Below are 14977 nucleotides of genomic sequence, written 5' to 3'. Positions count from 1 at the left end.
ATGAAAATTGCACATTTAACATCAGCCCATCCCCGATTCGATATACGGATTTATTGGAAAGAGTGTTTATCCTTGTCTAAAATATATGAGACTTATCTAGTTGTTGCTGACGGTTTTGGAAATGAGATAAAAAATAATATAAATATTGTTGATGTAGGTAAACCAAAGTCTAGAAATGATAGGTTGTTAAATGCTTCTAATAATGTGCTAATTGCAGCTCTAGAAATTGATGCTGATATTTATCATTTACATGATCCTGAGCTATTATCTATTGCATTAAAATTAAAAAAACGTGGATATAAAGTGGTTTTTGATGCTCATGAAGACCTTCCTAAACAAATTTTAGCTAAGCCTTATTTAAATAAATTTTCGGCAAGAATTATATCTTTATTAGCAAAATATTATGAAAGATATATCTGTTCCAAAATTGATTATATAGTAGCTGCGACACCTGCTATAAGAGATAAGTTTTTAAGTTTTTCTAATAATGTGGTAGATATTAACAACTATCCATTACTTGGTGAGCTTACACCTTTAAGTAAAGACTGGAATAATATAAAAAATGAAGTCGTTTATGTGGGGGGGATCTCTAAAATAAGAGGAGTTGAGGAGGTCGTTGACTCTTTGTCTTTATTAAGTACCTCAACTAGGCTTAATCTTGTAGGAACTTTTGGAGAAAAAATAACTTATGAAAGTGTAAAAAAAAATGTGGGTTGGCTTGCAGTAAATGAACTTGGACAATTGAATCGTGAAGATGTTAAAGAAATATTGCAACGATCAGTAGCTGGATTAGTAACTTTTTTACCAGTACCTAATCATATTGATGCACAGCCTAATAAAATGTTCGAATATATGAGTGCAGGTATACCTGTTATTGGATCAAACTATCCTTTATGGAAAACTATTATTGAAGATAATAATTGTGGCCTATGTGTTGATCCTACTAAACCTGACGAAATAGCTTCAGCAATTGATAAATTGATAGCAGATAAAAATCTTGCAGAAGAAATGGGTAAAAATGGAATTAAAGCTGTAAACGAGAAATATAATTGGACGATTGAAGAGTCAAAATTGATTGGACTATATAACGTATTACTAGGTAGCTAATTTATGAAAATTCTTACTGTTATTGGTGCACGACCACAATTTATCAAAGCAAGTGTGGTTTCAGCTGCAATCCGGAAAAGTTCAGGGTTACAGGAAAAAATTATTCATACTGGACAGCATTTTGATGAAAATATGTCTAATATCTTTTTTGATCAATTAGGCATTCCTAAACCTGACTATCAGTTAGATATTAATAGTGGTAGTCATGGTGCTATGACTGGACGTATGCTTGAAGCAATTGAAAAAATTTGTCTAGAAGAAAAGCCTGACCGTTTAATGGTGTATGGGGATACTAACTCCACGTTAGCAGGTGCATTGGCAGCTTCTAAACTTCATATTCCTGTTGCGCATATCGAAGCGGGTTTACGTAGTTTTAACATGCGTATGCCAGAAGAAATTAACCGAATCTTAACCGATCAGGTCAGTGATATTCTATTCTGTCCTACGGATACAGCAGTAAAGAATCTTAATAATGAAGGATTCAATGCCAAGCCTGTGAAGGTTTTAAATGTAGGTGATGTTATGCAAGACTCATCTATGTACTTTGCGGAAAAAGCAGTAAAAAGTGCGGTATTGGATCATATTCCTGAAACAGGATTTATTGTCGCGACTTTGCATAGAGCCGAGAATACCGATGTACCTGAACGCTTAAAGGCGATTATTGAAGCATTAAATTATATTCACCATCACATTCAGCCTGTGGTTCTACCTTTGCATCCACGTACACAGAAAGTTGTAAAATCTCTTGGTTTAGTGCTTGAGATGAATGTACTTGAACCTGTTGGCTACCTAGAAATGATCTGGTTACTTAAGCATTGCAGCGCAGTTGTCTCAGACAGTGGTGGCGTACAGAAAGAAGCATTTTTCTTTAAAAAGCCATGTATAACTATGCGTGACCAAACGGAATGGGTTGAATTGATTGAAAATGGTGTCAATGTATTGGCGGGTGCGGACACTCAAAAAATTATTGAGTTGACTCAAGCGATGCTAAATAAAAATATTGAAGATCCTTTCAATCTTTACGGTGGTGGTAAAGCGTCACAAAATATTGTTAATGTTTTAGCCAGTATGTAATGTTATGAGACAAAAAAAAACCTTTTGGTTTATTAATCAATATAGCTCAACGCCAGAAACAGCAATGGGTGGTCGACATTATTATCTGGCCCAAGAGTTAGCAAAGAAAGGCCATCAGGTTTATGTTATTGCTGGTCGATATAGTCATCTGTTACGTAATCCAAAGCAGTTTGACGAACAGTATTTTATTGAGGAAATTATTCCTAATTTCTCATTTGTATGGGTCAATTTACCTGAATATCAAGAAGCACATAGCAAACAGCGTGTACTAAATTGGTTTAAGTTTTCTTGGCTTTTACGTAATATGTCAAATGTAATTCCAGCAAAGCCAGATGTAATTTTATATTCATCTCCTTCTCTTATTGGCTATCTAGGTGCTAAGTATCTCGCAAACAAATTTAGGGTCCCTTTTATTTTTGAAGTTCGGGATATCTGGCCTTTGACTTTAATGGAACTGGGGGGACATTCCGCGAACCATCCATTTATAAAGTTCATGCAATGGATTGAAGATCGAGCTTATAAAAAAGCCGATTATGTATTTTCAAACTTATATAATGCTATTGAGCATATGCAGAGTCGCGGGTTAGACCCTAACAAGTTTCACTGGATACCAAATGGTGTATCTTTAGAAGAGGTCTCTCAAAAGCAACCTTTAAATACGGAGACACTCAGTCAGTTACCTAAAAATAAATTTATCATTGGATATACAGGAACTATTGGCGTCGCTAATGCTATAGATGACCTTATTGAGGCAGCAAAGATTCTTTCCAGTAGTCCGCAGTTACATTTTGTTCTTGTTGGTTCAGGAAAAGAAAAAGAAGGTTTAATAAGAAAAGTTCAATCTTTGGGTCTACGAAATATTACATTTATTGATGCAATTCCGAAGAAACAAATTCAATCTATGCTGGAAAAATTTGATATTTGTTATATTGGTTGGCAAAAAAATTCACTTTATCGCTTTGGTATAGCACCTAATAAACTGCCTGAATACCTATACGCAGGAAAACCTATTATCCATGCTTTTTCTGGTAAAGGGGATATTGTTCAGCAGGCACAGGCTGGAATCACGATTGAGGCGGAAGATCCTGAAGCAATCGTAGAAGCCGTAGAGCAATTATATAATTTAACTGCGGAACAGCGCCAAAGGTTAGGTACAAGTGGTAAGCAGTTTGTATTACAGCATCTTGAATATCGCATGATTGCAGAAAAACTCGAAAATATTGTTTTTAAGTAATGGATAACTAATGAAAAGATTACTAGATATCGTTATTGCTTCAACTGCCCTGATTCTGCTTTCACCTTTATATGTCTATGTTGCTTATAAAGTAAAAAAGAATTTAGGGTCACCTGTATTGTTTCGTCAGGTTCGTCCAGGCCTGCATGGTAAGCCCTTTGAAATGATCAAGTTTCGAACCATGAAGGATGCACTCGATGACCAGGGTAATCCATTACCAGATAGCGAGCGTTTAACTCCCTTTGGTAAGATGTTACGTGCAACGAGCTTGGATGAGATGCCTGAACTTTGGAATGTGATTAAAGGGGATATGAGTGTTGTGGGGCCACGTCCATTACTGATGGAATATCTACCTCTATATAATCAAGAACAAGCCAAACGTCATGATGTACGGCCTGGGATGACAGGATATGCGCAGGTCAATGGGCGTAATGCGATTAGTTGGGAACAAAAATTTAAACTGGATACTTGGTATGTCGAAAACAGATCTGTTTGGTTAGATTTTAAAATTATGTTGCAAACAGTGAAGAAGGTCATTGCCAAAGATGATATCAGTGAAGCTGGAGAAGTGACGATGACAAAGTTTGCAGGTACCCCATCGGAAGAAAAGGAATGAGCCAATCTATCTATGCGATCTATGGCGCATCAGGTTGTGGACGCAGTTTAATGCCTGTTGCACGACAACAGTTACAGCGCTTGAATAGTGCAGCCGAAATTTATTTTATTGATGATAGCTTACAAGAAGAAAAAATCGTTAATGGACATAAAGCTATAAATTATCAGACTTTTAAAGGTTTAAATGCTGCAGGTAAATATGTATTGATTGCAATTGCGAATAGTCAGATTCGTGAAAAAATCGCAAATCAGCTCTTTATTGATGGTATTCAATTGTGGACTGTCCAAGCTGATAATGTGGTGATGATGGACAATATTGAAATTGCTGAAGGTGCGGCATTGAGCCCTTTTGTTTCAATTACATCAAATATAAAAATCGGCAAATGTTTCCATGCTAATTTATACAGTTACGTTGAGCATGATTGCGTGATTGGTGATTACGTTACCTTTGCTCCAGGTGTGAAATGTAATGGTAATATTCATATTGAAGATCATGCCTATATTGGTACAGGTGCAGTGATCAAACAGGGCAAACCAGATAAGCCATTGGTGGTTGGTAAAGGTGCTGTTGTTGGCATGGGGGCAGTCGTGACGAAAAGTGTACCAGCAGGCGTAACCGTTGTTGGTAATCCTGCAAGAATTTTAGAAAAGAAGTAAGCCGTATTATTTTATAGATCAGGAAATTACAATGTTGAACACAGCATTCGAACCATGGCCAAGTTTTACGCAAGAAGAAGCGGACGCAGTTAAAGATGTATTACTTTCAAATAAGGTAAATTACTGGACAGGGCAAGAATGTCGAGAGTTTGAGAAAGAGTTTGCAACATTTGCGGGCACTCAATATGCAGTGGCTTTAACTAACGGTACCGTTGCCCTAGACGTCGCTTTAAAAGCTCTGGGAATTGGGGCTGGTGATGATGTGATCGTCACTTCACGCACCTTTCTCGCTTCTGCAAGCTCAATTGTAACGGCTGGCGCTAATCCTATTTTTGCTGATGTCGAGCTGGATTCCCAGAATATTTCACGACGCAGCATTGAAGCAGTACTGACACCAAACACCAAAGCGATTATTTGTGTGCACTTGGCGGGTTGGATGTGCGATATGGATCCTATTATGCAACTTGCTGCTGAAAAAGACCTCTATGTGATTGAAGACTGTGCACAAGCGCATGGTGCGCAATATAAAGGTAAGCCTGCAGGTTCCATTGGGCATATTGCTGCTTGGTCTTTCTGCCAAGATAAAATTATGACCACAGGTGGTGAAGGTGGCATGGTGACTACCAACGATGAGAGCCTTTGGAAAAAAATGTGGTCTTATAAAGATCATGGTAAAAGCTACGACAGCGTTTATAACAAGCAACATCCGCCAGGTTTCCGATGGTTACATGATTCTTTTGGTACCAACTGGCGTATGATGGAAATGCAGGCAGTAATTGGCCGTATTCAGCTAACACGTATGGCTGAGTGGACAAGAAAGCGAACTGAAAATGCAGAACAAATTCTGAAAGTATTTGAAGATTCTCCTTATTTTACTGTTCAATTACCTTCGAATAATTATGTACATGCTCACTATAAGTGTTATGTACAGGTGAATTTGGCTGCCTTACCTGAAGGTTGGTCACGTGATCGAATCATGCAAGAAATTAATGCACAAAATGTACCTTGCTTTAGTGGCTCATGTTCAGAAGTGTATTTAGAGCATGCCTTTGATGGAACAGCATGGCGACCTGAACAGCCTTTGCAGAATGCACAACAACTCGGTGAAACCAGTCTTATGTTTTTGGTACATCCAACCTTAAGCCAGGCCAGTATCGACAAAACAATTCGTGCCATTCAAAACGTGAAAAGTGCGATTCAACAAGCGTAGAAACAACGGCAAGAGAATGATACAAAGTCAAACTCTTGCTTTTATGATTATGTAAACAGTATGTAAAAGTCATTTCTAGTTCTATTAGAAATGCGTATAAAGATCAAACTGTAAAATGGATGATTAGAAGAGCATTGTGAAAAAGATTATTCATCAGTTCGCTTCAGCCCCAAGGCTGCTTAAACAGATATTCCTGGTTTTTTTGGATGCTTTCGCTTTTCCAGTGATTTTATGGTTGTGCTATGTCATTCGTTTATTTGATTTAGGTGCAGATGTTATTCCTGGGATTGATCATGGGATTGTCCTGGTCAGCCTGATTACTGTTTTAAGCTTGGCACTCACAGGTGTTTATCATTTTATTGTCCGAACCTTTAACGAGGTTTTTATCGTTAAGTTAGCGATTGCTGTTTCACTGACAATGATAGCACTGTACATTTTGAATGTACTCACGCCAGCTTACATCCCAATGTCGATTCCATTTATGTATGGATTTATGGTATTTGCTTGGGTATGGATTAGTCGCGCTGTTATTCGGTTTATCATTAAGGCATCTTTTTACTCAGAGATCGGGCGGAAAAGAATTGCAATTTATGGAGCGGGTGATGCTGGACAGCAAATTGCAGCTGCATTACATCGTTCTGATGACCACTTACCAGTTTTCTTTATTGATGACTTTGCATCTTTACAGGGACAGACTGTCGGTGGCTTAAAAGTTTACTCTGTTGAAAAGGCACTACAACGCTTTAAAAAAGAGCGTATAGAAGAAATTTTACTCGCAATTCCTTCAGTTGGGCGAGTACGTAAAACAGAAATTATTCAACAGTTTGAAATTGCGCGCTTAAAAATTACAGAATTGCCTGGCTTAACCCGTCTGGTTGATGGTGAAATACAAGTTTCAGATATACAAGAAGTTGATATTATTGATTTATTAGGACGTGATCCTATTCCGCCTATTTCACATCTGATTGCTAAAAACATCCAGAATAAAGTAGTGATGGTGACAGGTGCGGGTGGTTCAATTGGTTCAGAACTATGTCGACAAATTATCAAAAATCAACCAAAAATGTTAGTGCTGTATGAGCTCACCGAATTTGCTTTATATGATATTGATAAACAGCTGAGACAAACCGCAACTTGCGAGATAGTACCTATCTTAGGGACGGTACAAGATCAGCAAAAACTTGAACGTATTATTGAACAATACCACATCCAAACGGTTTATCACGCTGCTGCCTATAAGCATGTGCCGTTAGTAGAATGTAATCCGATTGCTGGGCTAAAAAACAATGCCATTGGTACTGCAAATAGTTTAAATGCGGCAGTGAAGAAAGGGGTTGAAACCTTTGTGTTGATCTCAACAGATAAAGCGGTGAGACCGACCAATGTAATGGGTGCCTCAAAACGTATGGCTGAACTCTATTGCCAAGCTGTTGCTGAAACCAAACCCGCTACACAAATCAGTATTGTACGTTTTGGTAATGTATTAGGTTCTTCTGGCTCTGTTGTTCCATTATTTAAACAACAGATTGCAAAAGGTGGGCCAATTACCGTGACGCATCCTGAGGTCACCCGTTATTTTATGACCATTCCTGAGGCCTCTCAGTTGGTGATCCAAGCGGGTGCATTAGGTTCTGGTGGTGATGTGTTCTTGCTTGATATGGGTGAGCCCGTCCGAATTCAGGACCTTGCACGTCAAATGATCAAGCTGAGCGGTTTGAAAGTGAGAGAAACTGGTTCACTGGACGGTGATATTGAAATTGCCTATAGTGGTTTGCGCCCAGGTGAAAAACTTTATGAAGAATTGCTGATTGATCAGGATAATACCGAATATACAGAACATACCCGTATCTTACGTTCGTTTGAAAAACATTTTCCATTGCACGAAATTGAATGTGTATTTGGTAAAATTAACCAAATGACAGCAATTGATCATGACGTGGACTGGGCCCTAACCCAGCTCGAACATTATGTTGATGGATACCAACGTAGCAATGACGTTAGAGTCAACTAAGTACTCTCATAGAGTATGATAGTAAAAATTTTTGTTTAAGCTTTTTTAAGGTCTAATATATCTTTATGATAACTAAAATGTAATTCATATCAAGGCATAGCAAGTTGTAAATTTAATTTTGTTATTAGATATTCAACTTGCTTTTTTATATGATAAAAAGAGCAAATAGACTGTAATAAAAATAGGAAATAGTATTTATTACCCTTAATTTTAAATTCGTTTATTATCGAAAAATAGAGGTGTTACGATGAAAATAGTAATAAAAAGAACTCATTTTTCATCTACTTTAATATTTTTAGTGGCTACTCTATTCGTATTAAGTATAACTACAAATATTACTCATGCAGATACTATTAATGCCACCAATAAATGCGGAGGGCTGCATGATCAACAATCTTGGAATTTATGGGATAGTTATGGGAAAAAACGTATCACAGATATATTAAATAATCGCCTAGTAAAACAAGGTGATACGTATGCACTTTATGATACACAAATTTTATTTAATAATTTATTTGATTTAGCCGTCCGCTGCAATTATCCGAATAGAATTCGGGAATTTGCCAATATTATCCAAATAACTTATCAAAGATTAGAACCTTTACCTCAAATCGGTGGGGAGGCTGTGATTTGGGTATGTCGGGGAGGTATTCACTGTCAAAATGGAAATTTACTAGGGAAAGAGGTTCAGTTAAATAGTGCGCAGTTTTTAGGTTTTGCTTCTGAAGTGGCTAATGAGCTAGATCGAGTTTATCCCAATGATTCTGATGCTCAACAGTTTGTTTTGCAAACCTCGAAAATATCTGCAAATCGATTAAGGGATTGGTCAACGAATACGCTTCCAAATATTTCTAAAAGAATAACAGCAGTTTCAAATGATATCCATAATGGATCTTCCAATATGATTACTGATAAGGACTTATGGCAGATCGTGATTTTTAGTAATATTGCTGGTGTCGTAGATAGACATCCAGATTATCTCATAAAGATTTTCGGGAATCAGAATAATTTTGACCACCATAAAGATTATTTGTCGGCACTATCTTCTTTAATGAAAGCTAGAATAAGTAAAAATTCAATCATGTATAATAATAAAAAAATTAGTATTAATGATCTAGATCGAGGGTTTTGGAATTCTGTTAATGATAATAAATATGCAGGTTATTCTAGTCCAGATGTTCCAGTGACTTGCGATCCTAATAATTCCCAAGAAACTATAGAGGTGGTTAATTTAGAGAATATAAAAAAACAACTAAATCTAGGTTGGGACTTTAGCCATGCACGTAGGTTGACAAATTTATTCTTTGCATTAGAAAGAAATCGTACTGCAATAAAAAAAGTGTATGGTGATAATATTGGTAATAATTTACCATCTAAAGCTGATATGGAGGGTTTTATTAATCAGTTAAAATCAAATGTTTGGAATCAAAATAAGAAACATCCACTATTCTCTAATTATTACAATGGTACGAATGGGTGGTATAGAGTGGGATATCATAAAGGGGGAAAGAATTGTGATGAAGGTGTTCCTCCTTATGGGTTGAGTAATTCTTATTTATCTGGTGGTTATATTGTATGGGGAAAGAATGACCCATTACTTTTACAACTTGGTGAAACTATATATAATTTGACCTATTCTAATAGTATTCAAGATCGAAAATTTATGAGTAGATATTATAGTGATTATCTGCCAAATTCACCAGGATATAAAATAAATGCACTTAATTTCCTCCCAACTTTAGTTGTATCCAAATGAAATATTGTAATTTTTTAAGTGGTAAATAATAAAGATTATATTTATATGTCTTTTGGATATAAGTAGAACTCTATTCCTGGTAGTAGATGGAAATGAGTGTTTAATTGGAGGGTTTATTATCTTAGTGGGCTATTACGACCTATTATAGATAGTCCTTTTCAACTTAGATAGTTGAATCTAAATACTACATTTTTTAACAATGTTAGTAATTAGATATGACTGTAGCAGAAGTAGCAACACAACTCATATCAATGTCAACTATCCACATAGTAGATAGAAAGTAAAGTCATCAAGAGAGTTCTTGTGCTAAAATTATGGCTAAATGTGTCCGTTCTAGTGAGACAATTTTATTATTGTAGGATAATGTTGAGTTATAACTAGAGATTAAAGGTGTAATTTTACTATACTCAACATAACTTTTAATCATCCACAAATTATTTAATTCTTATGATCAAAAAAGCAATTTTACCTGTCGCTGGTTTAGGTACACGTTTTTTACCAGCAAGTAAGTCAATTCCGAAGGAAATGGTAACGGTTGTAGATCGCCCTGCGATTGAGTATGTCGTACGTGAAGCTGTTGAAGCTGGCATTGAACAAATTATTTTGGTCACCCATTCATCTAAGGCGTCGATTGAAAATTACTTTGATCGCAACTTTGAGTTGGAAACCACTTTAGAGCACAAAAAGAAATTTGATCTGCTGAAAGAAATTACCGATATTTTACCAAAGCATGTCAGTGTTGTGAGTATGCGTCAGCCACAACCGCTAGGACTTGGACATGCAGTGCTGTGTGCTAAAGACATTGTGGGTGATGAGGCCTTTGCGGTGTTATTACCTGATGTATTGGTTAAGAACCAAACCAGTGACAACGATTTGTCACTCATGATTCAGCGTTTTGAACAGTCACAAGCAGCGCAAATTATGGTTGAAGCAGTGCCTGACAATCTTGTTGATCAATATGGTATTGTTGATGTTGCAGTTACGCCGAATGAGGGTGAAAGTATCAAGATGCAGGGCATAGTTGAAAAGCCTACTGTGGGTACAGCACCTTCAAATCTTTCCGTTGTTGGGCGTTATATTTTACCTGCTCAAATCATGGCACTTTTAGAAAATACGCCACGTGGTGCGGGGAATGAAATTCAGCTCACTGATGCAATCGCAGCATTACAACAATCGGAAGCTGTTGAAGCGTATAGAATGAAAGGGCAAACCTTTGACTGTGGTAGTAAATTGGGCTATTTAAAGGCTGTATTACACTATGGTATTGAGCATCCAAAATTGGGCGCAGATTTTAAGGGCTTAATCCAAGAATTAGCCCTCTAGTTCAGGGCATGTGGTTATGAAAGTTGCAATTTTTGGTAATACTTTATATGCAGGCGTCATGTCTGCATTATTGTCTGAATCTGGGCATTTTGTTTATTGGTGTTCCCATCTCGATGATCATTCTGCTGATCAACAATATGCATTTCATGATGAAAATGTCAGTCGTTTATTAGAGAAACAGCGTAATAGTGGTTTTCTAAATTATCGAGATTTAGAGGGTATTCCTTTAGATATTGATGCTTACTTATTTAGTTTTAACCAAACACAAGAACAGCAAGTTTTTCAATTATTGCAGTCGTTGAAACTACGCCCAATCATTCATCCTAAGCTGATGATCAATGCATCCACTTTTGGTTTGCAGGGTACTGAGCACTTTAAGCAAATTCTGTCTGAGGATGACTGGGTCTATTTACCAGATACCATCCAAGAGGGGAATGCTTTACATAGTCTGACCCAAGCTAAGCAATTGATTGTAGGATGCACTCAAGTTGCAGTTCAAAGCAAAGTGAAAGAATTGCTTCGACCATTTTTCCCCTTGGAACAACAATATTTGTTTATGCCGATTTTAGATGCTGAGTTTACCAAACTCAGCATTTCTGGCATGTTGGCAACACGGATCAGCTACATTAATGATTTGGCTGTTGTGGCAGAAAAACTCGGGATTGATATTGCTTCAGTCCGTCAAGGTATGGCTGCTGATAGCCGTATAGGTTCGGCTTATTTAGCGCCGGGTGCAGGTTTTGGTGGTGAAAACTTTTCTCATGATATCTTGACCTTGTCAAACACCGTTGCAAATACTGGGGTTAAAAGCCAGTTACTTGCCCAAGTTTGGGACATCAATGAGCAACAAAAAGAAATCCTGTTCCGTAAGTTCTGGAATTACTATCATGGTGATTTGCAAGGTAAATCAGTAGCGATTTGGGGCGCCTCTTTTAAAGAAAATACATCAAGTATTCAGCAGTCGCCTATTCACCAAATGTTAGCAGCATTGTGGGCACAAGGGGTGACGGTTCATCTACATGATCCACAAGCTTTGGATGAAATTAAACAGATGTATGGGCAACGTGAGGATTTAGTCCTCTGTGATGATCAGTATGATGCAGTGAAAAATGTGCATGGTCTGTGTGTATTAACCGCATGGAAACAATACTGGAGCCCAGAATTCAAACAACTCGAACAGCTGATGGCGCATCCTTTAATTTTGGATGGTCGCAATATTTATGACCCAGACTATGTAAAATTACAAGGCTTTGCATATATGGGCGTGGGGCGTTAATGATGATAAAACAGATTCAGCCCTTTACCGTTAAGGAGCCAGCGTCAGTACTTGAGCAGTTATCATCTTTGCAAAAGCAAATTAAAGATATCCATCTCAAAGAATTATTTGCAGCTGATCCTGCACGCTTTAAACATTTTTCGGTTGAATTTGATCAGATTGTTTTAGATTTTAGTAAGCATCGCCTCGATCAGAATATTTTAAATAGTTTGGTTGCCTTGGCTCAGGCACAAGATTTAAAACAATGGATCAAGACATTATTTTCTTCTGAACAGATTAATTATACCGAGCATCGGGCCGCGATGCATTGGGCATTACGCCTACCTCAATCTCATTCGGATTTTACTGAGATTAATCAAGCTGTGCACCAGCAGCTTGAACGCATGTATAGCTTGGTTGATAAAATTCATGCGGGTCAATACCGTGGGGCAACGGGTGAAGTCATTCAAGATGTGGTGAATATTGGGGTTGGCGGATCTGATTTGGGACCTGTTATGGTTACCCATGCTTTGTCTGATTTCAAGATCGCCACGGCAAAACCTCTGGACGTACATTTCGTTTCGACTATGGATGGCAGTCAGTTATCTGACCTGCTACATCAGCTGCGCCCAGAAACGACATTATTTATTATTTCTTCCAAGTCATTTGGCACCATTGATACCTTGTCGAATGCACAAACGGTTCGTCAATGGTTAGAAAAGTCGCTTGGACAGAATGAAAAAATTCTGCAGAATCATTTTATTGGGGTCTCGACCAAACCTGAAAAAATGACGGAATGGGGCATTGCCGCTGATAAGCAGCTGTTGCTATGGGATTGGGTCGGTGGCCGTTATTCGTTGTGGTCATGTATTGGTTTGCCGATTGCACTGACCATTGGTGTAGAGGGGTTTAAGCAGTTATTAGCAGGTGCTTATGCTATTGATCAACATTTTCAAACAGCGCCATTTCAGCAGAATATTCCTGTATTAATGGGCTTATTAGGCGCGTGGAACAATAACTTTCTGGATATCCAGACCCACGCGGTATTGCCTTATGATGGTCGACTCAAGTATTTCGCAGCTTATTTGCAGCAGCTCGAAATGGAGTCCAATGGTAAATCCATTCAGCGTAATGGTGAGAAAGTAAAGTCAGCAACATGCCCAATTGTCTGGGGCGAAGTGGGGCCCAATGCGCAGCATGCATTTTATCAACTGCTGCACCAAGGGACACATTCGGTCAGCTGTGACTTTATTGCACCTGTAAAACGTTATAATGCCAATCAATTTACCTATGCTGAAAGTGCAGAAGCCTTGATCGAACAGCATCATCTGGCCTTGTCGAATTGTTTGGCTCAGTCACGCTTATTGGCTTTTGGTAATCAAGCTTTGGCAGCAGATGAATTACAGGATTTACCTGCCTATAAACAATATGAAGGTAATCAGCCAAGTTCAACTATTTTACTCAAAGAACTGAATCCTTATAGTTTAGGGATGCTGATTGCGATGTATGAACATAAAGTATTTGTGCAGTCGGTATTGTGGAATATCAATCCCTTCGATCAGTGGGGTGTTGAAAAAGGTAAGGAAATTGCCAATCAGCTATTACCGATTCTAAACCGCGAACAAGATGATCTATCTTCTTTTGATACATCAACTCAAGGTCTACTTAGAATATTGTTAGGAAAGACAGATGGCTAAAATCTTAGTCACAGGTGGTGCGGGTTATATTGGTTCGCATACTTGTTTAGAATTACTCCATGCAGGCCATGAAGTGGTTGTATTTGATAACCTTTCTAATAGTTCTGAAGAAGCTTTGCGTCGAGTACAGAAGCTGGCAAATAAATCGCTAATTTTTGTACAAGGGGATATCCGTCATCAAGTTGAGTTAGACCAAGTCTTTCAAGATCATCAGATTGATGCGGTAATTCATTTCGCAGGTTTAAAAGCGGTAGGTGAGAGTCAGCAAATTCCTTTGGCATATTTTGATCATAACATTGCTGGCAGTGCTCAATTGTTCAAGTCAATGGAAAAAGCGGGTGTTTTTAGCTTAGCATTTAGTTCATCTGCAACCGTTTATGGGGAGCTGAATCCATCTCCTTATCAGGAAGAGATGCCATTGAGTTTACCCAATAATAATTATGGCTATACCAAATTAATTATTGAGCAGATGCTAGAAAAAATAGCGCTCGCTGATTCAAAATGGTCGATTGCTTTATTGCGTTATTTTAATCCAGTCGGTGCACATAAAAGTGGGCAGATTGGGGAAGATCCTCAAGGGATTCCAAATAATCTCATGCCCTATGTCACACAAGTAGCGGTAGGACGTCGTGAAAAACTGTCGATTTTTGGCAATGACTATCCAACCAAAGATGGTACCTGTGAACGGGACTTTATCCATGTGGTCGATTTGGCGAAAGCTCATGTGCTGGCTGTTTCCAATCGTCTCAACAATAAAGGTTGCCGAGCTTGGAATATTGGAACAGGCGCTCCAATTTCCGTTCTACAAATTAAAGAAACCTTTGAGAAAGTGAATGGGATTGAGATTCCAACAGAATTTGCGGAGCGGAGAGCCGGAGATTTAGCCGCATTTTATGCAGATGCTTCGCGAGCTAAAGCTGAGCTTGGTTGGCAGCCACAATATACTTTGGAAGATATGCTGGCAGATAGTTGGAATTGGCAGAAGCAGAATCCCAACGGTTTTAACTAAATACCAAGCAAATAAAAAAGGAGCGATAT

At 38.0% G+C, this 14977-nt stretch carries 12 protein-coding genes; all 12 read left to right on the top strand.

Annotated elements, in window-relative coordinates:
- The 12 genes from FPL17_RS13770 (at window position 1) to galE (ending at window position 14948) form a co-directional block, all read left to right on the top strand.
- Window positions 1–1107 carry a glycosyltransferase family 4 protein gene (locus FPL17_RS13770; RefSeq protein ID WP_159885599.1) on the top strand — a complete coding sequence of 369 codons (1107 nt, stop codon included), beginning with the start codon at window positions 1–3 and terminating at the stop codon, window positions 1105–1107.
- A 3-nt stretch (window positions 1108–1110) separates the two neighbouring features.
- Window positions 1111–2181: a non-hydrolyzing UDP-N-acetylglucosamine 2-epimerase gene (wecB, locus tag FPL17_RS13765; RefSeq protein WP_159885597.1), complete on the top strand. Its 1071-nt coding sequence runs from the start codon at window positions 1111–1113 to the stop codon at window positions 2179–2181.
- A 4-nt stretch (window positions 2182–2185) separates the two neighbouring features.
- A complete protein-coding gene (locus FPL17_RS13760) occupies window positions 2186–3415 on the top strand; it encodes a glycosyltransferase family 4 protein (protein WP_159885595.1) in 1230 nt (409 codons plus the stop codon).
- A 10-nt stretch (window positions 3416–3425) separates the two neighbouring features.
- A complete protein-coding gene (locus FPL17_RS13755) occupies window positions 3426–4031 on the top strand; it encodes a sugar transferase (protein ID WP_159885593.1) in 606 nt (201 codons plus the stop codon).
- A complete protein-coding gene (locus tag FPL17_RS13750) occupies window positions 4028–4687 on the top strand; it encodes a NeuD/PglB/VioB family sugar acetyltransferase (RefSeq protein ID WP_159885591.1) in 660 nt (219 codons plus the stop codon). Before FPL17_RS13755 ends, FPL17_RS13750 begins: the two co-directional genes overlap by 4 nt.
- Window positions 4688–4718: 31 nt before the next feature.
- Window positions 4719–5897, top strand: coding sequence for a DegT/DnrJ/EryC1/StrS family aminotransferase (locus tag FPL17_RS13745; RefSeq protein WP_159885589.1), 1179 nt, complete (start codon window positions 4719–4721; stop codon window positions 5895–5897).
- A 136-nt stretch (window positions 5898–6033) separates the two neighbouring features.
- A complete protein-coding gene (locus FPL17_RS13740) occupies window positions 6034–7908 on the top strand; it encodes a polysaccharide biosynthesis protein (protein ID WP_159885587.1) in 1875 nt (624 codons plus the stop codon).
- A 247-nt stretch (window positions 7909–8155) separates the two neighbouring features.
- Window positions 8156–9664 (top strand): hypothetical protein, encoded by a 1509-nt coding sequence (locus FPL17_RS13735; protein WP_159885585.1) that lies wholly within the window; start codon window positions 8156–8158, stop codon window positions 9662–9664.
- 447 nt (window positions 9665–10111) lie between these two features.
- A complete protein-coding gene (gene galU, locus FPL17_RS13730; RefSeq protein ID WP_159885583.1) occupies window positions 10112–10987 on the top strand; it encodes a UTP--glucose-1-phosphate uridylyltransferase GalU in 876 nt (291 codons plus the stop codon).
- Between the two features lie 16 nt (window positions 10988–11003).
- Window positions 11004–12263, top strand: coding sequence for a nucleotide sugar dehydrogenase (locus tag FPL17_RS13725; RefSeq protein WP_159885581.1), 1260 nt, complete (start codon window positions 11004–11006; stop codon window positions 12261–12263).
- Window positions 12264–12265: 2 nt separating this feature from the next.
- The gene (gene pgi / locus FPL17_RS13720; protein WP_167515418.1) at window positions 12266–13939 is read left to right on the top strand and encodes a glucose-6-phosphate isomerase; all 1674 of its coding nucleotides are present in this window, start codon (window positions 12266–12268) and stop codon (window positions 13937–13939) included.
- Window positions 13932–14948 carry a UDP-glucose 4-epimerase GalE gene (galE, locus tag FPL17_RS13715; RefSeq protein WP_159885570.1) on the top strand — a complete coding sequence of 339 codons (1017 nt, stop codon included), beginning with the start codon at window positions 13932–13934 and terminating at the stop codon, window positions 14946–14948. Before pgi ends, galE begins: the two co-directional genes overlap by 8 nt.
- The last annotated feature ends 29 nt before the right edge of the window (window positions 14949–14977 follow it).

The organism is Acinetobacter dispersus, from assembly GCF_009884975.1.
GTDB lineage: Bacteria > Pseudomonadota > Gammaproteobacteria > Pseudomonadales > Moraxellaceae > Acinetobacter > Acinetobacter dispersus.
The sequence above is the reverse complement of the archived record's forward strand: the minus strand, read 5'-3'. Positions and strand labels throughout refer to the sequence as shown.

Excerpts from the sequence above, each read along its gene's own strand:
- FPL17_RS13755 (WP_159885593.1), top strand. The coding sequence starts at position 3,426 with ATGAAAAGATTACTAGATATCGTTATTGCTTCAACTGCCCTGATTCTG.
- galE (WP_159885570.1), top strand. The coding sequence starts at position 13,932 with ATGGCTAAAATCTTAGTCACAGGTGGTGCGGGTTATATTGGTTCGCAT.
- FPL17_RS13725 (WP_159885581.1), top strand. The coding sequence starts at position 11,004 with ATGAAAGTTGCAATTTTTGGTAATACTTTATATGCAGGCGTCATGTCT.
- FPL17_RS13735 (WP_159885585.1), top strand. The coding sequence starts at position 8,156 with ATGAAAATAGTAATAAAAAGAACTCATTTTTCATCTACTTTAATATTT.
- FPL17_RS13745 (WP_159885589.1), top strand. The coding sequence starts at position 4,719 with ATGTTGAACACAGCATTCGAACCATGGCCAAGTTTTACGCAAGAAGAA.
- wecB (WP_159885597.1), top strand. The coding sequence starts at position 1,111 with ATGAAAATTCTTACTGTTATTGGTGCACGACCACAATTTATCAAAGCA.
- FPL17_RS13770 (WP_159885599.1), top strand. The coding sequence starts at position 1 with ATGAAAATTGCACATTTAACATCAGCCCATCCCCGATTCGATATACGG.
- pgi (WP_167515418.1), top strand. The coding sequence starts at position 12,266 with ATGATAAAACAGATTCAGCCCTTTACCGTTAAGGAGCCAGCGTCAGTA.
- FPL17_RS13760 (WP_159885595.1), top strand. The coding sequence starts at position 2,186 with ATGAGACAAAAAAAAACCTTTTGGTTTATTAATCAATATAGCTCAACG.
- galU (WP_159885583.1), top strand. The coding sequence starts at position 10,112 with ATGATCAAAAAAGCAATTTTACCTGTCGCTGGTTTAGGTACACGTTTT.
- FPL17_RS13750 (WP_159885591.1), top strand. The coding sequence starts at position 4,028 with ATGAGCCAATCTATCTATGCGATCTATGGCGCATCAGGTTGTGGACGC.